This is a genomic window from Streptomyces sp. NPDC015127 (assembly GCF_043080095.1).
Classification (GTDB): Bacteria; Actinomycetota; Actinomycetes; order Streptomycetales; family Streptomycetaceae; genus Streptomyces.
In genome coordinates this window covers 18,368-38,598 of sequence record NZ_JBIBVE010000032.1, presented here as the reverse complement: position 1 = coordinate 38,598, position 20,231 = coordinate 18,368, and the positions used below count along the sequence as shown (strand labels likewise).

General features: G+C 70.7%; 20 protein-coding genes. 9 read left to right on the top strand and 11 right to left on the bottom strand.

Going from position 1 to position 20,231, the window contains the following annotated elements; translation table 11 throughout:
* Positions 1 to 338, bottom strand: a 338-nt coding sequence (locus ACF08N_RS35445) for a transposase (RefSeq protein WP_392328857.1), incomplete at its 3' end; no start/stop codon positions are given.
* A gap of 395 nt (positions 339 to 733) precedes the next feature.
* Between ACF08N_RS35445 and ACF08N_RS35440 the strand changes: the two genes are divergently transcribed.
* From ACF08N_RS35440 to ACF08N_RS35430, 3 genes are all read left to right on the top strand, one after another.
* Positions 734 to 1,438, top strand: a complete 705-nt coding sequence (locus tag ACF08N_RS35440; RefSeq protein WP_392328856.1) for a VanZ family protein — start codon at positions 734 to 736, stop codon at positions 1,436 to 1,438.
* 67 nt (positions 1,439 to 1,505) lie between these two features.
* Positions 1,506 to 2,201, top strand: a complete 696-nt coding sequence (locus ACF08N_RS35435; protein ID WP_392328855.1) for a response regulator transcription factor — start codon at positions 1,506 to 1,508, stop codon at positions 2,199 to 2,201.
* Positions 2,194 to 3,273, top strand: coding sequence for a sensor histidine kinase (locus tag ACF08N_RS35430; RefSeq protein WP_392328854.1), 1,080 nt, complete (start codon positions 2,194 to 2,196; stop codon positions 3,271 to 3,273). The genes ACF08N_RS35435 and ACF08N_RS35430 overlap by 8 nt, the downstream gene beginning before the upstream one ends.
* 112 nt (positions 3,274 to 3,385) lie before the next feature.
* On the opposite strand, the gene ACF08N_RS35425 is transcribed toward ACF08N_RS35430, so the two are convergent.
* The 10 genes from ACF08N_RS35425 to ACF08N_RS35380 form a co-directional block, all read right to left on the bottom strand.
* On the bottom strand, positions 3,386 to 4,561 hold the full coding sequence (locus ACF08N_RS35425) for a cation:proton antiporter (protein WP_392328853.1): 1,176 nt from the start codon (positions 4,559 to 4,561) through the stop codon (positions 3,386 to 3,388).
* A 5-nt stretch (positions 4,562 to 4,566) separates the two neighbouring features.
* On the bottom strand, positions 4,567 to 5,046 hold the full coding sequence (locus ACF08N_RS35420) for a cation:proton antiporter regulatory subunit (RefSeq protein WP_392328852.1): 480 nt from the start codon (positions 5,044 to 5,046) through the stop codon (positions 4,567 to 4,569).
* 176 nt (positions 5,047 to 5,222) lie between these two features.
* The gene (locus ACF08N_RS35415; RefSeq protein WP_392328851.1) at positions 5,223 to 6,050 is read right to left on the bottom strand and encodes an alpha/beta fold hydrolase; all 828 of its coding nucleotides are present in this window, start codon (positions 6,048 to 6,050) and stop codon (positions 5,223 to 5,225) included.
* Positions 6,051 to 6,071: 21 nt separating this feature from the next.
* Positions 6,072 to 7,298, bottom strand: coding sequence for a thiolase family protein (locus ACF08N_RS35410; protein ID WP_392328850.1), 1,227 nt, complete (start codon positions 7,296 to 7,298; stop codon positions 6,072 to 6,074).
* The gene (locus tag ACF08N_RS35405; RefSeq protein WP_392328849.1) at positions 7,295 to 7,942 is read right to left on the bottom strand and encodes a CoA transferase subunit B; all 648 of its coding nucleotides are present in this window, start codon (positions 7,940 to 7,942) and stop codon (positions 7,295 to 7,297) included. Before ACF08N_RS35405 ends, ACF08N_RS35410 begins: the two co-directional genes overlap by 4 nt.
* Positions 7,942 to 8,724 (bottom strand): CoA transferase subunit A, encoded by a 783-nt coding sequence (locus tag ACF08N_RS35400; RefSeq protein ID WP_392328858.1) that lies wholly within the window; start codon positions 8,722 to 8,724, stop codon positions 7,942 to 7,944. The genes ACF08N_RS35405 and ACF08N_RS35400 overlap by 1 nt, the downstream gene beginning before the upstream one ends.
* A complete protein-coding gene (catC, locus tag ACF08N_RS35395; RefSeq protein ID WP_392328848.1) occupies positions 8,724 to 9,020 on the bottom strand; it encodes a muconolactone Delta-isomerase in 297 nt (98 codons plus the stop codon). Before catC ends, ACF08N_RS35400 begins: the two co-directional genes overlap by 1 nt.
* A gap of 6 nt (positions 9,021 to 9,026) precedes the next feature.
* Positions 9,027 to 9,881: a catechol 1,2-dioxygenase gene (catA, locus tag ACF08N_RS35390; RefSeq protein WP_392328847.1), complete on the bottom strand. Its 855-nt coding sequence runs from the start codon at positions 9,879 to 9,881 to the stop codon at positions 9,027 to 9,029.
* Between the two features lie 51 nt (positions 9,882 to 9,932).
* Positions 9,933 to 11,036, bottom strand: coding sequence for a mandelate racemase/muconate lactonizing enzyme family protein (locus ACF08N_RS35385; RefSeq protein ID WP_392328846.1), 1,104 nt, complete (start codon positions 11,034 to 11,036; stop codon positions 9,933 to 9,935).
* A complete protein-coding gene (locus ACF08N_RS35380) occupies positions 11,033 to 11,941 on the bottom strand; it encodes a LysR substrate-binding domain-containing protein (protein WP_392328845.1) in 909 nt (302 codons plus the stop codon). The genes ACF08N_RS35385 and ACF08N_RS35380 overlap by 4 nt, the downstream gene beginning before the upstream one ends.
* A 240-nt stretch (positions 11,942 to 12,181) precedes the next feature.
* Between ACF08N_RS35380 and benA the strand changes: the two genes are divergently transcribed.
* The 6 genes from benA to ACF08N_RS35350 all read left to right on the top strand — a co-directional run bounded on the left by benA (position 12,182) and on the right by ACF08N_RS35350 (position 20,180).
* Positions 12,182 to 13,534, top strand: coding sequence for a benzoate 1,2-dioxygenase large subunit (gene benA / locus ACF08N_RS35375; protein WP_392328844.1), 1,353 nt, complete (start codon positions 12,182 to 12,184; stop codon positions 13,532 to 13,534).
* A complete protein-coding gene (gene benB, locus ACF08N_RS35370) occupies positions 13,531 to 14,037 on the top strand; it encodes a benzoate 1,2-dioxygenase small subunit (RefSeq protein WP_392328843.1) in 507 nt (168 codons plus the stop codon). Before benA ends, benB begins: the two co-directional genes overlap by 4 nt.
* 1 nt (position 14,038) lies before the next feature.
* Positions 14,039 to 15,079: a benzoate 1,2-dioxygenase electron transfer component BenC gene (benC, locus tag ACF08N_RS35365; RefSeq protein WP_392328842.1), complete on the top strand. Its 1,041-nt coding sequence runs from the start codon at positions 14,039 to 14,041 to the stop codon at positions 15,077 to 15,079.
* Between the two features lie 2 nt (positions 15,080 to 15,081).
* Entirely contained in the window at positions 15,082 to 15,858 is a 777-nt protein-coding gene (locus ACF08N_RS35360) for a 1,6-dihydroxycyclohexa-2,4-diene-1-carboxylate dehydrogenase (protein WP_392328841.1), read from the top strand.
* A gap of 262 nt (positions 15,859 to 16,120) precedes the next feature.
* Complete coding sequence (locus ACF08N_RS35355) at positions 16,121 to 17,410, top strand: MFS transporter (RefSeq protein WP_392328840.1); 1,290 nt, start codon at positions 16,121 to 16,123, stop codon at positions 17,408 to 17,410.
* A complete protein-coding gene (locus tag ACF08N_RS35350) occupies positions 17,403 to 20,180 on the top strand; it encodes an AAA family ATPase (protein ID WP_392328839.1) in 2,778 nt (925 codons plus the stop codon). Before ACF08N_RS35355 ends, ACF08N_RS35350 begins: the two co-directional genes overlap by 8 nt.
* Positions 20,181 to 20,231 lie beyond the last annotated feature (51 nt).

The window sequence follows — 20,231 nt, the reverse complement described above, 5'->3', positions numbered from 1 at the left end:
TCGATCTGCACCAACCAGTCGATGTCACCGGCCGCGTCCGCTCGGGCCTGGACCTGCTGCAGGGCTCGGGTGAACACGCCGTCCAGGGCGTAGCGCCGGAAGCGGGTGTACACCGTCTTCCACGGCCCGTAACGGGCTGGCAGGTCTCGCCGGGAGATCTCTGTCCGGATCTTGTAAACCATCCCGTTGACGACCTGCCGGTCCTCAACACGTGGCCGCCCGGTGAAGGCCCGCGGTATCAGCGGAGCAAGTAACCTGCTCTCCCTTTTGTACGAGGTCCTCGTCGAATCAGGATGCCGGGTCCTTCGCCAGTTTCCAGCTGCCGTGCCGTACTTCACTTGTCAGGGCGATTGCCGGTGCGGGCCAGGTGTGCTCGCTCACCAGTGCGGCCGCGTCGGTCCCAGATTCGCTGCTCGGACGGGCTCCGGCGGATGCCGGAAACTCGTCGCACGCGCTGCGCGCTCTCCGGTTCCGCTCCGCCATGCCGTCTTCGGGTGGCGGCGACCCTGATCGCCGTGACGCCCGGTCAGGTCGCCCCCCATTGCACGGCGAACGACCGCATTCGTGGTCAGTCGTCCAGCACATGCCCGTAGCTGGGCCGGCGCGATCATCAGCGGCGGGACCGTCACACTGCCGGCGTGCGCCAGTTCCTTGATGCCGGGGGTTCCGTGTATCGCGGGCGTATCGAAAATCGCATACGCCACCGCAACGGCCCTCCGTCTCCAATGGGGGCATGAACCACAGCGCACCCCTGTCAGCCCCGCCCCGCCGCACGCGCAGGATCGTGCTCCTCGGCCTGGCGATCGTCGGCGTGGCGAGCGCCGTGTTCGTCGTGCGGGGGCCGCTCATGATGGCCGCTCCGATGTGCATGGCCGGGCGGTGGCACGGCTGCTTCGGCACGTTCAACGGTGTGGTGCTCATGACGTTGGTCGCGCTGCCATTGGCCGCGCTGGTGGTGTGGGCTCTGGCGCGCCGTCGGCGTGCCGCCGGCGTCGCATCGGCGTGGTGGATGTCGCTGGCCGAGGTCGGCATGGTCCACGGGACGGTGCCGTTCCTGTGGCTGACCATGATGCCGGGCGCAGGGGCCGGCATCGTGCCCGGCCGGTTCAGCCTGGTGCCGCTGCGGGACCTGATCACGATGGGGCCGCTCGGGATCGTCGGCAACCTGCTGGTCTTCGCGTCGCTGGGGTTCTTCGCCCCGATGCGGTTCGCTGCGCTGGCGTCCGTGCCGCGGGTCCTGGCGCTCGGGGCGGGCTGCTCGGTCCTGGTCGAAACCGCACAGTACGTCCTGCGACTGGACCGGGTGTCCTCCGTGGACGACGTACTGGTCAACACCGCCGGTGCCGTGCTGGCCGCGCTGGCGTCGCGCCGCTGGTGGCACACTATGGCGGAGGCGCCGTCGGACCGGCCTCGCCCCGCGCCGGCACCGGCAAGCTGAGTCGCGTGTCCGGTGTGCACACGTCCTGCATACGTCGGCGATATGTTGTGTTGCTTAGGCTTCACGCATGCGCGTACTGATCGTGGAGGACGAGCCCTACCTGGCGGAAGCCGTCCGTGACGGTCTCCGGCTGGAAGCGATCGCCGCCGATATCGCCGGCGACGGCGACTCCGCCCTGGAACTGCTCGGCGTCAACTCCTACGACCTCGCGGTCCTCGACCGCGACATCCCCGGCCCCTCCGGCGACGAGGTGGCCCGGCGCATCGTCGCATCCGGCAGCGGCATCCCGATCCTCATGCTCACCGCCGCCGACCGGATCGACGACAAGGCGTCCGGGTTCGAGCTCGGTGCCGACGACTACCTCACCAAGCCGTTCGAGCTGCGGGAGCTCGTCCTGCGGCTGCGGGCGCTCGACCGCAGGCGCGCGTACGCCCGGCCCCCCGTCCGCGAGATCGCGGGCCTGCGCCTCGACCCCTTCCGCCGGGAGGTCTTCCGCGACGGACGCTACGTCGCGCTCACCCGCAAACAGTTCGCCGTGCTCGAAGTCCTCGTCGCCGCCGAGGGCGGGGTCGTCAGTGCAGAAGAGCTGCTGGAACGGGCCTGGGACGGGAACGCCGACCCCTTCACCAATGCCGTCCGCATCACCGTCTCCGCATTGCGCAAACGGCTCGGCGAACCCTGGATCATCGCCACGGTGCCGGGTGTCGGCTACCGCATCGACACCGGCCCCGACACCACCGGCCCCGGCAGTACGCATGCATAGACGCCCAGGGCTCAGCGCCCGACTGAAGCTCACCTTCAGCTACGCGGGGTTCCTCGCCGTCGCCGGCGCTCTCCTGCTGGCCGTGGTGTGGGGGTTCCTGCTGCGTTACGTACCCGACAACTCCCAGGGTCTTCTCGGCATCTCGCCCAACCGCTACCTCCTGGTGCGCACCTTCACCCCCGCCGCGGCCGTGGCGATGGCCTTCCTGCTCGTGTTCGGCCTCGTCGGGGGATGGATCCTCGCCGGCCGGATGCTCGCACCGCTCACACAGATCACCGCCGCGGCACGGATGGCCGGGAACGGATCGCTGTCCCACCGGATCCGCATGGAAGGCCGTCAGGACGAATTCCGTGAACTCGCCGACGCGTTCGACACCATGCTCGAACGACTCGAGTCGCACGTCGCCGAGCAGCAGAGGTTCGCCGCGAACGCCTCCCACGAACTGCGCACCCCGCTGGCCATCTCGCAGACGCTGCTCGACGTCGGCCGCAGGGACCCCACGCGTGACCGAGACGAACTCCTCGCACGCCTCCAGGCTGTCAATACGCGCGCGATCGACCTCACCGAGGCCCTCCTGCTGCTCAGCCGCAGCGACCGCGGGAACTTCACCCGCGAGAGCGTCGACCTCTCCCTCGTCGCCGAAGAGGCCGCCGAAACCCTGCTCCCCCTCGCCGAACAGCGCGGGATCACGCTCGACGTCACCGGCGGAGCGACACGGACCAGTGGCTCCGCGGAGCTCCTGCTGCGGATGGTGACGAACCTCGTCCAGAACGCCATCGTCCACAACCTCCCCACCGGCGGCACCGTGACGGTCCACACCGAAGCGCAGGGCGACGCGAGCGTGGTGCGGGTCGAGAACACGGGTCATCCGCTCCCACCGGAGATGGTGCCGACCCTCACCGAACCCTTCCAGCGCGGGACGGAACGCGTACGCACCGACGAGCACGCCGGCGTCGGCCTCGGCCTTGCCATCGTGGACGGCATCGTCCGCGCCCACGACGGGACCCTCGACCTCGTCCCCCGCCCCACCGGCGGTCTCCTCGTCACGATTCGCCTTCCTGGCATGCCGTAGGCATCGTCCCCGAGCGGGGCCACTGGATCGTGGACGGGAAGTTCGGCGCAGGCCAGGGCGACCCGCGGCAGCGATGGGGCAGCGGCGCTTCGAGAGCGACGCCGCCTGCACCTCACGACGCCGGCGCCCCGCCGTCTCGGGCGTTGGCGCCCGACCGCAGCCAGGAGGGAGACAGGCGGGTGAGGAGCGGGCCCGCGATGGCGAGGATGAACACGTACGAGGTCACCAAGGGCCCGAGTGTGTCGTGCAGGGTGCCGGCCAGTCCGACGATCACGAGCGAGAACTCGCCGCGGGCGATCAGCGCCGTTCCTGCCCGCCACTGGCCGCGCCGGCCCACGCGGTCCCGGGCGGCGGCGTACCGGCCGGTGAGGAGTTTGGTGGCGAGGGTGACGACGGCCAGCGCGAGCGCGGCAGGAAGGACGGGCAGCAGATCGGCGGGGTCCACGGACAGTCCGATGGCAAGGAAGAACACGGCGGCGAACAGGTCCCGCAGGGGGCTGAGCACGGCCCGCGTACGGGTCGCGGTCTCCCCGGTCAGGGTCAGACCGACGAGGAACGCGCCCACGGCGGCGGAGGCGTGGACGAGCTCGGCCAGCGCGGCCACGATCAGGGTGAGGCCGAGGACCCTGAGCAGCAGCTGCTCGGCATCGGGGTGAGCGACGAGCCTGCCGAGATGATGCCCCCACCGGTACGAGACGGTGAAGACGGCCAGCACCGCACCGGCGGCGGCGAGCACGCCCAGGATCGCCTGCCACCACACGCCTCCGGACGCCATGACGGCCAGCACGGGCAGGTAGAGGGCCATGGCGCAGTCCTCCAGGACCAGTACGGACAAGACCGCGGGCGTCTCACGGTTGCCCAGGCGATGGAGATCGGACAGCAGGCGGGCGACGATGCCGGAGGAGGAGATGTACGTGGCCCCGGCCAGCGCCAGGATGCCGATGCCGTCCATGCCCAGCAGCCAGCCGGCCACTGCGCCCGGAGCGGCGTTCAACGCCAGATCGACCACCGCAGACGGCACATGCCTGCGCATGCCGACCGCGAACTCGGGCAGCGAGAACTCCAGTCCGAGCACCAGAAGCAGCAGGATCACGCCGATGGCTGCGCCGGTCTCCACGAACGCACCGGCCGCGGGGACGGGGGCGATGCCTCCCTCGCCCACCGCGAGCCCTGCGAGGAGATAGAGCGGGATGGGCGAGAGAGTGAAGCGGCGGGCGAGCGTCCCGAGCACGCTCAGGGCGGCGAGGATCACGCCCAGCTCCAGCAGCAGCGCGACCGGCGTACGCACGGTGCTCAGCCCTGGATGATCTGTTCCACGCCTGCGATGCCCTCGTGGGTGCCGATCACCACCAGGACGTCCCCGCTCAGCAGGACCTCCTGCGGAGTGGGCGAGGCGATCACCTCCTCGCCCCGCACCACGGCGACGATCGAGGCCCCGGTCAGCGTCCGTGCCCGCGTGGCGCCCAGCGGCTTTCCGTCGTAGGCGCTGCCTGCCCGCACCTCGACCTGACCGGACGACAGGCCCGGCACCTCCTTGGTCAGGTCCGCGAACCGCTCCGCGATCCTCGGGGCGCCCAGGATCTCCGCGACGGTGTCGGCCTCCTCGTCGTTGAGCTGGAGAACCGGCCGGCCCTCGTCCGGGTCCTCGGGGCCGTAGAGGACCAGCTCGAAGTCACCGGTGCGCCGGGCGACCACGCCAACCCGGTCACCTCGGTGGTTGGTGAACTCGTATCGCATGCCTACGCCGGGCAGCAGGACCTCGGTGACATCCATCCCCCCATCGTCGAGCGCTACCCGCAGACCAGCACGCGTGAAGGGGCCGTGCGGGTGTCGGGACATCCACGGCGTGAGCCCGCCCGCCGTCGAGACGTCTCGGCGGACGAGCGGGCCCCGCACCTGATCGTCGCCCTCGCCTTCGGCCACTGCGGCCTCGGCTCCCTGACTCCGGGTCACACAACCTGATCAGTCGGCGGCACCCGCATTCCGTCCCCGGCAAGCGGCGCGGGGAGGTGAGCGGTCAGTGCGGCCTGCAACGCCTCGGGCTGCTCGGTGGCCAGGTGCGCACAGTCGAGGACCTTCAGGGCGGCCTGCGGGATGCCCTCCGCCAGCTCCTCGGCGTGTTCCAGCGGGGTCGCCACGTCGTGGGTACCGCCGACCACGAGGGTGGGAGCGGTGAAGCTCGCCAGTTCACGGCGCAGGTCGTATGCGGCGAGGGCGTCACAGCAGGCCGCGTAGCCCGCCGGGTCGGCCTCGGCGAGGTTGCCGAGCAGTCTGCGGCCGAAGGGGCTGCTCGCGGAGGACGCGGTGGCGAACCAGCGGTTCGGGCTGGTCGTCAGCAGGGGGGCGGTGCCCTCGCGCCGCACGAGGTCCGCCCGCTCGTGCCAGGGCCCGGCCGGCCCGAAGTGCGCCGAGGTGCAGACCAGGGCCAGCGATGTGACGCGCTCGGGGTGGAAGTCCGCGAGGTGGGCCCCGATGGCTCCGCCCAGGGAGATGCCCGCGTAGTGGAAGCGGTCCCAGCCGTGGTGGTCCGCGAGGTCGAGCACCAGGGACGCGAGATCCTCGACCGTCGTACGGCCCGGTGCGGGGTCGCGCAGCAGGCCGGTGGTGGAGCCGCCGTGTCCGGGGAGGTCGAAACGCAGCACTCGGAAACGGCGGGCGAGGGCGGGCAGTTGGGGGTCCCAGACGGCCTTGGACGTGCCCAGGGACGGGCCGAGGACGAGGGGTGGTGCGTCGGCCGCACCGACCACGTGGTGGTGGAGCAGGCGGGTCGTGGACACGGTGTCTCCTGGGGGCGGCGGTCAGCGTTCGAGGGTGAGGGCGAGGCCCTGACCGACGCCGACGCAGAGCGTGGCGACGCCGACTCCGCTGCCCCGGCGGGCGAGCTGGTGGGCGACGGTGCCGGCGAGGCGGGCGCCGGAGGCGCCCAGGGGGTGGCCGAGGGCGATCGCCCCGCCCTGGGGGTTGAGGACGGCGGGGTCGAACTCGGGCCACTCGGCGAGGCAGCCGAGTACCTGGGCGGCGAACGCCTCGTTGAGTTCCAGCACCGACAGATCGCCGAATCCCTTGCCCGCCTTGGTCAGAGCCCGGTGGACGGCTTCGACGGGGGCGAGACCGAAGTAGTGCGGGTCGGTCGCGGAAACACCGCCGGCCGAGATACGGGCGAGCGGCTCACGGCCGAGGGCCGCCAGGCCCGCCTCGTCCGTCAGCAGCAGTGCGGCGGCGCCGTCGTTCAGCGGCGAGGCGTTGCCCGCCGTCACCGTGCCTCCCCCAGCCTCCGGCCCGGCTGGGTTCGCCTTGCGGAACGACGGCTTGAGCCGTGCCATCGCCTCCCGGGAGGCGTCCGCGCGGACACACTCGTCGGCGGTGACGACGACGGGGTCGCCCTTGCGTTGCGGGACCGGCACGGGGGCCAGCTCGACGTCGAACAGGCCCAGCTGCTGTGCCTCGGCCGCCTTGTGGTGGCTGTGGAGAGCGAACTCGTCCTGCTGCTCTCGGCTGATCTTGTGCTTCTCGGCGATCAGCTCCGCGCTCTCACCGAGGGGGACGGTCCACTGCGGGTCCATCCTCGGGTTGACCATGCGCCAGCCGAGGGTGGTGGAATACAGCTCGGTGTGACCGGCCGGGAAGGGCCTGTCGCTCTTGGGGAGCACGTACGGTGCCCGGGTCATGGACTCCACGCCGCCCGCGACGACGATGGAGGCGTCGCCGACGGCGACGGCGCGGGCGGCCTGGATCACGGCCTCCAGCCCGGAGGCGCACAGCCGGTTGACCGTCACTCCCGGCACGGTGGTGGGCAGGCCGGCGAGGAGGGCGGCCATGCGGGCGACGTCGCGGTTCTCCTCGCCGGCTCCGTTGGCGTTGCCGAAGTAGACGTCCTCGATACGCACCGGGTCCAACTCGGGTGTTCGGAGCATGAGTTCGCTGATGACATGCGCGGCGAGGTCGTCCGGGCGGACCGCGGCGAGGGAGCCGTTGTACTTGCCGAACGGAGTACGCACCGCGTCGACGATGTAGACATGTTTCATGACGGGATCCCCTCGGGAACGCGGATCTTGGCGGCGGTCCGGGCGGTGATCTCCTCGACGGAGACCCCAGGTGCTGTCTCGACCAGCACCAGGCCGTCGGCCGTGACGTCCAGGACGCCCAGGTCGGTGATGATCCGGTCCACACACGCCTTTCCGGTCAGCGGCAGCGCGCATTCGTCGAGGATCTTCGCCGAGCCGTCCTTGGCGGTGTGGGTCATCACCACGATCACCTGTCGGGCCCCGTGCACGAGGTCCATCGCGCCGCCGATGCCGGTGATCAGCTTTCCGGGGACCGCCCAGTTGGCCAGGTCCCCCTTCTCGGAGACCTGCATCGCGCCGAGCACGGCGACGTCGATGTGGCCGCCCCGGATCATCGAGAACGACAGCGCCGAGTCGAAGAAGGAGGCGCCCGGCAGGACGGTGACGGTCTCCTTGCCGGCGTTGATCAGATCGGGGTCGACCTGGTCATCGGGCGGGTAGGGGCCGGTGCCCAGGATGCCGTTCTCGGACTCCAAGGTCACCTCCACACCCAGGGGGAGATGGTTCGGGATCAGCGTCGGCAGGCCGATGCCGAGATTGACGTACTGGCCGTCGCGCAGCTCGCGCGCGGCGCGGGCGGCCATCTCCTCACGTGTCCATGCCATCAGCTGTTCACCGTTCCTCGCGCCGGAGGCGCGGAAGTCGTACGCCGCTCGATCTTCTTGTCGGCGGCCTGCCCGGGGGTGAGGGCCACCACCCGTTGCACGAAGATCCCCGGCAGGTGCACCGCGTCCGGGTCGATCTCGCCGGGTTCCACCAGTTCTTCCACCTCGGCGAGGGTCACCCGCCCGGCCATGGCCGCCAACGGATTGAAGTTCCGCGCGGACTTGGCGAAGACGAGGTTGCCGTGCCGGTCGCCCTTCGCGGCCCGTACCAGCGCGAAGTCGGTGCGTATCCCGCGCTCCAGCACGTACTCCGTGCCGTCGAACTCGCGGACCTCCTTCGGCGGCGAGGCCAGCTTGACGCCGCCGTCGCCGTCGTAACGCCAGGGCAGTCCTCCCTCGGCGACCTGGGTGCCCACTCCGGCCGGGGTGTAGAAGGCCGGAACGCCGGCCCCGCCGGCGCGCAGCCTTTCGGCCAGCGTGCCCTGCGGGATCAGCTCCACCTCCAGCTCCCCGGCCAGGTACTGCCGGGCGAACTCCTTGTTCGCGCCGATGTAGGAGCCGGTCACCCGGGCGATGCGGCCCGCGGCCAGCAGCACCGCCAGACCGGACTCCATCGCCCCGCAGTTGTTGGACACCACGCTCAGCCCGCCCACACCCCGCTCGTACAGTGCCTGGATCAGCACGTTCGGCACACCACTGAGCCCGAACCCGCCCACCGCGAGCGACGCGCCGTCCGGCACATCGGCCACCGCATCCAGGACCGAGGCGACCACCTTGTCCATCACGCCACTTCCTCATCGGCTGCCAGGTCGGACGGGTGCTGTGCGAGGGGTGTGACGTCGATCCTCATGTAGGGAAACAACGGCAGCCCCCAGAGGACCCGGTGCAGCGCCTCGTTGTCGGCGACGTCGAAGACGCTGATGTTGGCGTACTGCCCGACACACCGCCAGATGTGCACCCACTCACCGGACGTCTGCAGTTCCCGGCAGTACGCCTTCTCCCGGGCCACCAGGTCGGCCCGGACCCCGGGGTCGAGGTCGCGCGGGATGTCGACGTCCATGCGTACGGCGAAGAGCACGGTGCATCACGCCTTGTCGAGGACGAAGTCGTAGGTGACTTCCCGGCCGGTTCCCTCGGCGACGGGAGAGGGGTCCAGGATCAGCTCGGGCTTGACGGCGGAGGCGATGTCGTCGACCACGTGCTCGCCGCCCTTGAAGTACAGCTGGGTGGTGATGAGCTGGTGGCCCGGTGCCGACACCTTCAGGTGCAGGTGGGCGGGGCGCCAGGCATGCCACCCGGCAGCGGCGATCAGCCTGCCGCAGGACCCGTCCGTCGGAATCTGGTACGGCGCGGGCTCGACGGTGTGAATCTTGAAGTCGCCCTGGTCGTCGGCGACGACCGTGCCGCGCAGGTTCCACTCGGGCAGGCCCGGGGCGAACTGGGAGTAGAGGCCGTCGTTGTCGGCGTGCCACATCTCGATCGTGGCACCCGCCAGCCCCGTCCCGTCCACGGAGCGCACCTGGCCCTGGAAGAGCAGCGCCGTGCCCTGTTCGCCGTCCCGCATGGGCAGGGTCGCCTCGGCCGGCAGGCGGGGGGAGTCCGGGACGTAGTAGGGGCCTTCGATGGTGCCCTTGCTGCCCTCGCGGTTCTCGTTGGCGACCTCCTCCACGACGTGTTCCACCCACACGTCGAGGAAGAGCGGCCACTCGCCGTCCTCGCCGACCCGGATCAGCCAGGACTTGAGCGCGTCGTACTCGGCGTACGTCACCTTGTGGCGGCGGATGATCTCGTGGGTGGCGGAGAGCAGATCGGAGACCAGGGTGTCGACGCGCTTGGTGTCGACATCGGTGGTCCCTGCCCGCTGCTTGCTGCGGAACTGCTCGGTGGCGGCGGCTCCGGAGGCGGCCGCCGTGGCCTGCTCGATGGTGGTGTCCGTCATGGTCGTCCCGTCCTTGGGTGAGTGGTGCGGATGAGTTCTCGACGTCGTGGGTCAGTGGTCCTGGCGGTAGCGCGCCAGCTTGTCGGGATCGATGTCGATGCCGAGCCCGGCGCCCTCGCGGATGCGGAGACAGCCGTTCTCGATGGTCAGCGGCTCGGTGAGGAGGTCGTCGGTCATGCCGAGGAAGTTCGACAGCTCACCGGCGTGACGCGAGGAGGAGCGGTGTGCCGCCCCGAAGGTCACGGAGCACAACGTGCCGAGCTGGCCGTCGATCTGATTTCCCATCACCACCTCGACGCCCAGCCCCTCGCACTCGTGGAGCACACGCTGGGAGGCGGTGAAGCCGGTACGGGCGGTCTTGATGCTGATGGCGGTCGCGGAGCCGCCGAGGAGTTCGCGGGTGACCTCGGCGGCCCGGACGGCGCTCTCGTCGGCGATGAAGGGGACCGGGCACTGCGCGACCAGCCAGCGGCGTCCCAACACGTCGTCGGCGGGGCAGAGTTCCTCGGCGAAGGTCAGCCCGAGGTCGGCCATCTCCCGCAGTGCGCGGGCGGATTCGGCGGCCGTCCAGCCGCGGTTGCCGTCGATGTACAGCTCGACGTCGGGACCGAGGGCCTCGCGCAGCGCCCGGCAGGCGGTGACGTCGTCGGTGTAGGGCTGTCGGCCGACCTTCACCTTGAAGGTCCTGATGCCGTACGTGTCCCGGATCCGTTCCGCCTCCGCGACCATCTCGCGGGCAGGGGCGAAGCCGACCATGTGGCTCACCCGCATGCGGTCGGTGTAGCCGCCCAGCAGCCCGGAGACCGGCATGCCCGCCACCTGGCCGAGAATGTCCCACAGGGCCATGTCGATGGCGGCCTTGGCGGTGGGGTTGGCGACGGTGCGGTCCAGGCGTTCGTGGACCGCCTCCCGCTCCAGCGGCGACAGGCCCAGAAGCTGCGGTGCGAAGATCTTGTCGATCACCGCGATGATCGACTCCTGGGTCTCGCCGTAGGTGTACGGGCGGGGCGGCGCCTCTGCGGTGCCCGTCAGGCCCTCGTCCGTATGCACCCGGACCAGTACGTGGTCGGCGGTGCGCACCTCGCCGCTCGCGAATTTCAGCGGTTTCGCGTAGGGAATGGCAAAGGGAATTGCCTCCACCCTGATGATCTTCATGCCACTCCTTCAATTCCTTCGACAAACACGTTGTTGCGCTCCAGAACGCCCAGCAGATTCCGCACCAGCGGGGAATCGTCGTCCGCGCGCCAGGCCAGAACGAGCGGCACGGTCAGCGCATCCTCGACTTCCTTGCACACCACTCCCTCGCGGGGCGCGGAGCGTATGGAGTCGGGCAGGACGGCGATGCCGAGGCCGGCGGCGACCAGGGCGAGGGCCGCCGAGGTCTCGGTGATCTCGTACGCACGGTGCGGGTAGAAGCCGGCGGCGAGGCAACTGCGGACGACGGCGTCGTTGACCACGGAGCCGAGCGTGGCGCCGTACATGATGAAGTCCTCGTGCCGCAGCTGCTCGACCCTGATGCTGTCGGCCTCGGCGAGCCAGTGCTCCTCGGGCACGGCGACGATCAGCGGTTCGTCGGCGAGGAGGCGGTGGGCGATGCCCTCCCGGCGGATGGGCGGGCGCAGCACCCCGATGTCGAGGCGCCGCTCGATCAGGCCCAACTCCTGGGCAGGTGTGAGCATCTCGGTGTGCACCTCCATCATCACGTGCGGCATCTCTCGTTGCACCAGCCGGGCGAGGGCCGGCAGCTGCCGGTAGGAAGCGGAGCCCGTCAGGCCGAACCTGAGCACCCCTTCCACGCCTGAGGTGAAGCGCTCCACCCTGGCCACCGCTTCGTCGACGGCTTTGAGGATGCGCTCCACGTCGGTGCGGAAGACCTCGCCGGCGCGGGTCAGGGCGACCTGCCGGGTGGTGCGGGTGAACAGCTCCACGCCCAGTTCCGTCTCCAGGCGGCGGATCGCCTGGGAGAGCGGGGGCTGTGCCATGTGCAGCGATTCCGCGGCCTTCCCGAAGTGCCGTGTCTCGGCGACGGCCGCGAAATACCGCAGGTGTCTCAGTTCCATCGGGCTGCCCCTTTTCCTGGTTCCGGGGCCCTCGAATGCGCTTCAGCGTAGGGAGGGAATCCCATACCCACAAATATCTCTTTCGAGGCTATTGATACTCCCGCGATATCAATAGCCCCCTGGGTCAACCCTGGGGAAATGTCTGGGGCCGACTCTTCACCGCGCTGACATGGTGCTGAAAAGCAGTGGCAACGTGGCCGCCGACCAGGCAGGCCCGGTCGAGGCGAAAGGGACGGCAACATGGCGGAGGACTTCAGCCGCGCACGGTCCATCCTCGAAGGCGCCCTCGTGGAGGATCCGGACAACGGGGTCTACCGCGTCCGGCGGAGCGTCTTCACCGACGAGGAACTCTTCGAGCTGGAGATGAAGTACATCTTCGAAGGCAATTGGGTGTACCTCGCGCACGAGAGCCAGATTCCGGAGGTCGGGGACTACTTCACGACGTACATCGGCCGGCAGCCGGTGGTGATCTCCCGTGACAAGCAGGGCCAGTTGCACTGCCTGATCAACGCGTGCAGCCATCGCGGGGCGATGCTGTGCCGCAGGAAGACCGACAACCGCACCACCTTCACCTGCCCCTTCCACGGCTGGACGTTCAACAACAGCGGCAAGCTGCTGAAGGTGAAGGACCCGCGGGAGGCCGGCTACCCGGAGCAGTTCAACAAGGACGGCTCGCACGACCTGAGGAAGGTCGCCCGCTTCGAGAGCTACCGCGGTTTCCTCTTCGGCAGCCTGAACCCCGACGTCAAGCCGCTGGCCGAGCACCTCGGTGACGCGGCGGTCGTCATCGACATGATCGTCGACCAGTCCCCGGAGGGCCTGGAGGTCCTGCGCGGTTCCTCGACGTACTCCTACGACGGCAACTGGAAGCTCCAGGCGGAGAACGGTGCCGACGGCTACCACGTCTCCGCCACGCACTGGAACTACGCCGCCACCCAGGCCCGCCGTACCTCCGGCGAGTCGAACAACGACACCAAGACCATGGACGCGGGCGGCTGGGCCAAGCAGAAGGGCGGCTTCTACTCCTTCGACCACGGCCACCTGCTGCTGTGGACCAAGTGGCTGGATCCGGCCAACCGGCCCCTGTACGAGAAGCGCGACGAGCTGGCCGCCGAGGTCGGCGAGGACAAGGCCGACTGGATGATCGGCGTCTCGCGCAACCTGTGCCTGTACCCGAACGTGTACCTGATGGACCAGTTCAGCTCGCAGATCCGGCACTTCCGGCCCGTCTCCGTCGACAGGACCGAGGTCACCATCTACTGCATCGCCCCCAAGGGCGAGCCGGCCGAGGCCCGCGCCCGCCGGATCCGGCAGTACGAGGACTTCTTCAACGCCACCGGCATGGCGACCCCGGACGACCTGGAGGAGTTCCGCTCCTGCCAGAAGACCTACCTGGCCACGGCCGCCCCCTGGAACGACCTGAGCCGCGGCGCCGTGCACCAGATCGACGGTCCCGACGAGGACGCCAAGAGGATCGGCATCAACCCGATCGCCACCGGTGTGCGCACCGAGGACGAGGGGCTCTACCCCGTCCAGCACGGCTACTGGCTCGACACGCTGCGCAAGGCCCTGGACCTGGAGGCGGCCAAGTGACCACGGCGATCGACGACGTCACCCTCGAAGGCATCCGTCGGTTCCTCTACCGCGAGGCCCGGTATCTCGACGACCGCGAGTTCGAGAAGTGGCTGGAGTGCTACCACCCGGACGCCGAGTTCTGGATGCCGGCCTGGGCGGACGACGACGAGCTCACCCGCGACCCGCAGCGTGAGATCTCGCTGATCTACTACCCCAACCGGGCCGGCCTGGAGGACCGCGTCTTCCGCATCCGCACCGACCGCTCCAGCGCCACCAGCCTGCCCGAGCCGCGCACCGGCCACAACATCACCAACGTGGAGATCACCGGCCGGGACGGCGACCTGGTGGACGTGCGGTTCAACTGGTTCACGCTCTACTACCGCTACCAGACGACGGACACGTACTTCGGCACGTCGTTCTGCACGCTGGACCTCTCGGGACCGCAGCCGCTGATCACCCGCAAGAAGGTCGTCCTGAAGAACGACTTCGTGCACCACGTCGTCGACATCTACCACATCTGAAATGAGCATTCGCATGTCCTTCCACGTGGCCCTGAACTTCGAGGACGGCATCACGCGCTTCATCGAGTGCCGTCCCGACGAGACCGTCGCCGAGGCCTCCTACAAGGCACGCATCAACATCCCCCTCGACTGCCGCGACGGCGCCTGCGGCACCTGCAAGTCTCTGTGCGAGTCCGGGAGTTACGACGGCGGCGACTACATCGACGAGGCGCTGACCGACGACGAGGCGGCAGCCGGCTACTGCCTGCCGTGCCAGATGACACCGCAGAGCGACCTCGTTCTGCGCGTACCGTCGTCCTCGGCCGCCGCGAAGACCGCCGCGGCCACGCACACCGCCACCCTGGCCGGCATCCAACGCCACGCAACCACCGTCGAGTTCACACTCGAAGTCGACAACCGTCAGGCGCTGGACTTCCTGCCCGGTCAGTACGTCAACATCGCCGTCCCCGGCACCGACCAGACCCGCTCGTACTCCTTCAGCTCCGGCCCCCAGCAGCACCAGATCTCCTTCCTGGTCCGCTCCGTCGACGGCGGCGCGATGTCCGGCTACCTCGGCGAACGAGCCCGGGTCGGCGACCGCATCGAGTTCACCGGCCCAATGGGCAGCTTCTACCTGCGTGAGGTCACCCGCCCCGCACTGCTGCTCGCGGGCGGTACCGGCCTCGCCCCGCTGCTGTCGATGCTGGAGCGCCTGGCACAGGACCCGGTGAAACACCCGGTGCACCTGCTCTACGGCGTCACCACCGACGAGGACCTCGTCCACCTGGACACCCTGGAGGACTACGCCGAGGTGATCCCCGGCTTCACCTTCGACCACTGTGTGGCCGATCCGTCCAGCTCCGCGCGCAACAAGGGCTTCGTGACCGGGCTGATGGACGCCGGCACCCTCCACGACGGCGCCGCCGACGTCTACCTGTGCGGACCGCCCGCCATGGTGGAGGCCGTCCGCGGTCACATCACCGGCCTCGGTGTGATCCCGGCAAGCTTCCACTACGAGAAGTTCACCCCGGCCGCCGCACACAAGACGGCGGAGGCGGCGTGAGCGTGACCACCACCCACGCGTTCCGGTTCGCCGGCAAGAAGGCCGTCGTCACCGGTGCCGCCCAGGGCATCGGACTCGCGGTCGCCCGGCGCCTGGCCGCCGAGTCCGCCGAGGTCGTCCTGGTGGACCGCTCCGAGACGGTCCGGGAAGCCGCCGAGGACCTCAAGGCCCACGCCGTACTCGCCGACCTGGAGACCTACGAAGGCGCGCAGTCCGCCGTCGCCGAGGCCCTCGGACTGCTCGGCCGGATCGATGTCCTCGTCAACAACGTCGGCGGCACCATCTGGGCCAAGCCCTACGAGCACTACGCCCCCGACGAGATCCAGGCCGAGATCCAGCGGTCCCTCTTCCCCACCCTCTGGACCGCCCGCGCCGCCCTGCCCCACCTCATCGCCCAACGCTCCGGCACGGTCGTCAACGTCTCCTCGATCGCCACGCGCGGCGTCCACCGCATCCCCTACTCGGCGGCCAAGGGCGGCATCAACGCCCTCACCGCCTCCCTCGCCATGGAGGTCGCGCCGTACGGGATCCGGGTCGTCGCCACCGCCGCCGGCGGCACCGACGCGCCGCCGCGCCGTGTGGCACGAGGACCCGGGCCCCGCACCGAGCAGGAGAAGGCCTGGTACGAGCGGATCGTCGACCAGACCATCGACTCCTCCCTGATGAAGCGCTACGGCACCCCGGAGGAGCAGGCCGCCGCGATCTGCTTCCTCGCCTCCGACGAGGCCTCCTACATCACCGGCACGGTGCTGCCCGTAGGCGGCGGCGACCTGGGCTGACCTCGGCATCCGCACCCAGCACCCCTGCCCGGGCATCCCCCACTCCGGCACCCCCTGCCCGGGCACCCCCACCCCGGCACGCCCCTGCCCGGCCACGTCCCTCCCAACGGCCGGGCAGCGGAGCACACCCATCCGCTCACCTGAACATGGGGTCCCACGATGAACACTCAGGAGCACAGAACCACCGACCCACGGCAGCGCCACACTGCGCCGGATCGTCGCCATCGCCACCGTCGCGCTCGTCTTCGACGGCTACGACCTCGTGGTCTACGGCACCGTCGTCCCCGTCCTGCTGCGCGACCCGAGCCAGCTCGGCACACTCACCACGGCCCAGGCCGGCGCCCTCGGCTCGTACGCCCTCATCGGAGTCATGGTCGGTGCCCTGATCGCCGGGGCCGTCGGCGACCACATCGGGCGGCGCCGGGTCATGGTGACCGGCATCGTGTGGTTCTCGGTCGCGATGGGCGCGAGCGCGTTCGCCACCGATCTCACCGTCTTCGGTAGCCTGCGCTTCCTCACCGGAATCGGGGTGGGCGCACTGGTGGCCACCGTCGGAGCCCTGATCGCCGAGTTCGCCCCGCCCCACCGCCGCAACGTCTACAACGCGATCGTCTACTCCGGTGTCCCCGCGGGCGGCGTCCTCGCGGCCCTGCTGGCGCTGCTCGCCTCCGACGGCGGCGACTGGCGCGTCCTGTTCCTCTTCGGCGCCGCGCCGCTCGTCGTGCTGTTGCCGGTCACCCTGCTCCGGCTGCCCGAATCACCGAAGTGGCTGCAGGCCCGCGGTCACACCGTCCGTGCCCGCCAGGTCTCCGAACGCACGGGCGTTCCCCTGCCGGGGACGGCACCGAGTGAGGCGGCCGCCGAACCGGGGCTGGAGGCCGCCGCGAAGACCAAGATCGGCTTCGCCGCCCTCGCCACCCGCCGCTACGCCCTGGCCACCCTCCTCCTCGGCCTGACGAGCTGCTCCGCCCTGCTGCTCACCTACGCCCTGAACACCTGGCTGCCGGAGATCATGGGCCAGAGCGGCTACGGCGCGTCGTTCTCGCTGGTCTTCCTGCTCACCCTCAACGGCGGGGCCATCGTGGGCGGCCTGATCGCCTCACGGGTCGCCGACCGGTTCGGCCCCCAGCGGGTGATCGCCACGACGTTCGTGCTGGCTGCCGTATCCCTGGCCCTGCTCACACAGGGCCTGCCGCTCGGCCTGCTGCTGATTCTGGTCGCCGTCGCCGGCGTGGGCACGCTCGGCACCCAGGTGCTGATCTACGGCTTCGTGTCCCACTACTACGACACCGTGGCCCGAGCGGCCGGGGTCGCCTGGTGCGCCGGGTTCGGCCGGCTGGGCGGCATCGGCGGTCCCGTGGTCGGAGGCGCGCTGATCGGCGCCGGCCTGCCTCCCGCAGACGCCTTCTACGTCTTCGCGGGAGTCGCCGTCCTCGGCACGCTCGTGACCTGCTTCGTCCCGCGTCAGGCCGCCGAACGCTCCCCGGCCCCCGCGGCCCCCGCACCCGGCCCGCTGCCCGGCGGCGGTGCTAGCGTGCTGGCACATGAATGACCGCCCTGAGCTGCAGCGAAGCCTGATCGGGCGGGCCGGCGAGATCGCCGCGCTGGCCCGCCCGATCAGCGCCGCGCGCTCCGGCCGCCCCGAGCTGATCCTGGTCGAGGGCCCGGCGGGCATCGGCAAGACGGCACTCGTCGAGCACGTCCTCGCCCACCACGCGACCGACGCGGGAGTGCTGCGCGTCGCGGGGGTGTCCTGGGAGCCCGGTCTGCCCCTCGGCATCGCCGAACAGCTCGTCCACGGCAACGGCAGCGGCGCCACCCTGCCCGACCCGACGGCACCCGAGGCCGTGCTCGACACCAGCCGCCTGCTCCACCGCCAGTGGGCGGCCCGGCAGGAGCGGGAACCGGTGATCGTGGTCGTCGACGACGCCCACTGGGCCGATGTGGAGAGCCTGCGTGCCATCCGGTCGGCGCTGCGCAGGATGTCCACGGGGAGAGTGCTCGTCGTCCTGGTCGCGCGGGACGAGCCGTACGAAGTGCCGGGCCGGCCCACCGAGTTGCCCGCGTCCGTGCTCGCCGTCCAGGACTTCCTCGACGGCTGCCGCGACAACGCCGTACGTCCCGAGCCGCTGACCCCGCCGGATGTGCGCGCCCTGGCCCGCGAGGCGACGGGGCTCGCCCTGGACCTGCACGCCGCCCGGCACCTGTGCCGCCACACCCGGGGCAACCCCCGCCACGCGATCCAGCTGCTGAACGAGCTGCCCCGCGAGACCTGGCAGGACTGGCGCCCCGAACTCCCCGCCCCCGCCCGCTACGCCACCGCCGTCCACCACCGCCTCGCCCGCTGCGGCGAGGCCGCCCGGGCCCTGGTCGAGGCCTGCTCGGTCCTCGGCGAGGACGCCTCGCTCACCGATGCCGCCGCGCTCGCGGGCCTGGACGCACCGCTGCCCGCCGTGGACGAGGCCCGGGCGGCCGGCCTGCTGACCGTGACGCTCGACCCCGGACGCCCCCAGCTGACGTTCGCCCACCCCCTGGCCCGTGCCGCCGTTCTCAGCGGCATCGACCTGACCCGCCGGGCAGCGCTGCACACCCGCGCGGCGGCCATCACCGAGGACCGCGGCCGGCAGCTGATCCACCGGGTCGCGGCCACCACGACGGCCGACGAGAACCTGGCCGACGAACTCGACCGGTACGCCGCCGAACGCGCATCCGCGGGGGAGTGGTCCCAAGTGGCCGACACCCTCGTCCGCGCCAGCAGGCTCAGCACCGGCCGCAGCACCCGGGAGGACCGGCTGCTGCGTGCCGTCGACGCCATGGTCGGGGCCGGCGACGTCCCGCAGGCCGCCGCGTTCGCCGCCGAGCTGGAGAGTTTCCCGGCGAGCACCCTCCGCGACGTCGTCCTCGGCTATCTGGCGCTCATGCGCGGTCGGCCGGCGGAGGCCGAAACCTTCCTGGCCGACGCGGAGGAGCGCTGCGACCCCCGTCGCCAGCCCGAGCTGATGGCAATGATCTGTCAGCGTCGCGTCCTGCATGCCCTGGGACGCTGGGACGGGCCCGACCTGGTCACCTGGGCCCGCCGAGCGCTCGAACTGGCGAAGGCGGACGACCCGTCGGGCATCGAATCGGAGGCAGTCCTGGGCCTGGGACTCGCGATGAGCGGCCGGCCCGACGAGGCCCTGGCCGCTTACGAAGCAGCCGCCGCCTCGTTCCCCCGCGGCGCCCAGCCACAGCGCTTCCAACTCGGCCGCGGCTGGGTCGATCTCGCCATGGACCGACCCGAAGCCGCCCGCCGCAGACTGGAGGCAGCGGTCCCCACCGGCTACCGGATGGGCTCCACCCGCATCTCCCTGTGGGCACAAGGCTGGCTGGCCCGCACCCAGTTCGCACTCGGCGCATGGCAGGAGGCGCTGGAGACGGTGCAACGTGCCGCCGCCCGGCTCGCCGAGGTCCGTATCGAACCGGTCCGCCCGCTGGTCCACTGGACCGGCGCACAGATCCACGCCCTCCGCGGCGACTGGGCAGCGGCCGACCACCACGTGAGCGAGGCCGCCGCCGACCTCCACCACTACGAGACCATGCTCATCCCGGCCTGCCTGGCCCGCGCCCAGGTGGCCGAGGCCCGCGGCGACTACGAACGCGTCGTCGAGGCCCTGTCTCCCGTGGTCCAGCTCACCGCCCGCGGGTCCGTCGACGAACCGGGGTTCTGGCCCTGGCCGGACGTGTACGCCAACGCGCTGGTGATGACGGGCCACCTGGACGAGGCCGACGTCTTCCTCGCCCCGCACGAGCAGCGCGCCGCTCACCGCGCCCGCCGCTCCGCGCAGGCACGCCTGGGCCTGGCCCGCGGCCGGCTCACCGCCGCGCGCGGTGACGTCGACGCCGCACGCAAGGAGTTCGACCAGGCCCTCGCCCACCTCGACAACCTGCCCCTTCCGTACGACCGCGCCCGGGTCAACTTCGCGTACGGCCAGACCCTGCGTCGCGCCGGCAAACGCCGCGAGGCCGACACGGTCCTGAAGAACGCCCGTGACGCCTACGCCACCCTGGGCGCCCGCACCTACATCGAACGCTGCGACCGTGAACTGCAGGCAGGCGGCCTGCACATCAACCGCGCCGCCCCGGGCATGGCCCGGCTCACCCCGCAGGAGCAGGCCGTGGCCCGCCTGGTCGCCGCCGGGGCCACCAACCAACAGACAGCGCTGGAGCTGTTCATCTCGGTCAAGACCGTGCAGTACCACCTGACACACGTCTACTCCAAGCTCGGGATCCGTTCCCGCAGCGAACTCGCCGCGACCTTCAGGGACGCGTCGTCCGCCGAATGACCCGAGAGGTGTGTGGTGCCGGCTCCTGCGCTGGGTTCGGCGTCGACCAGT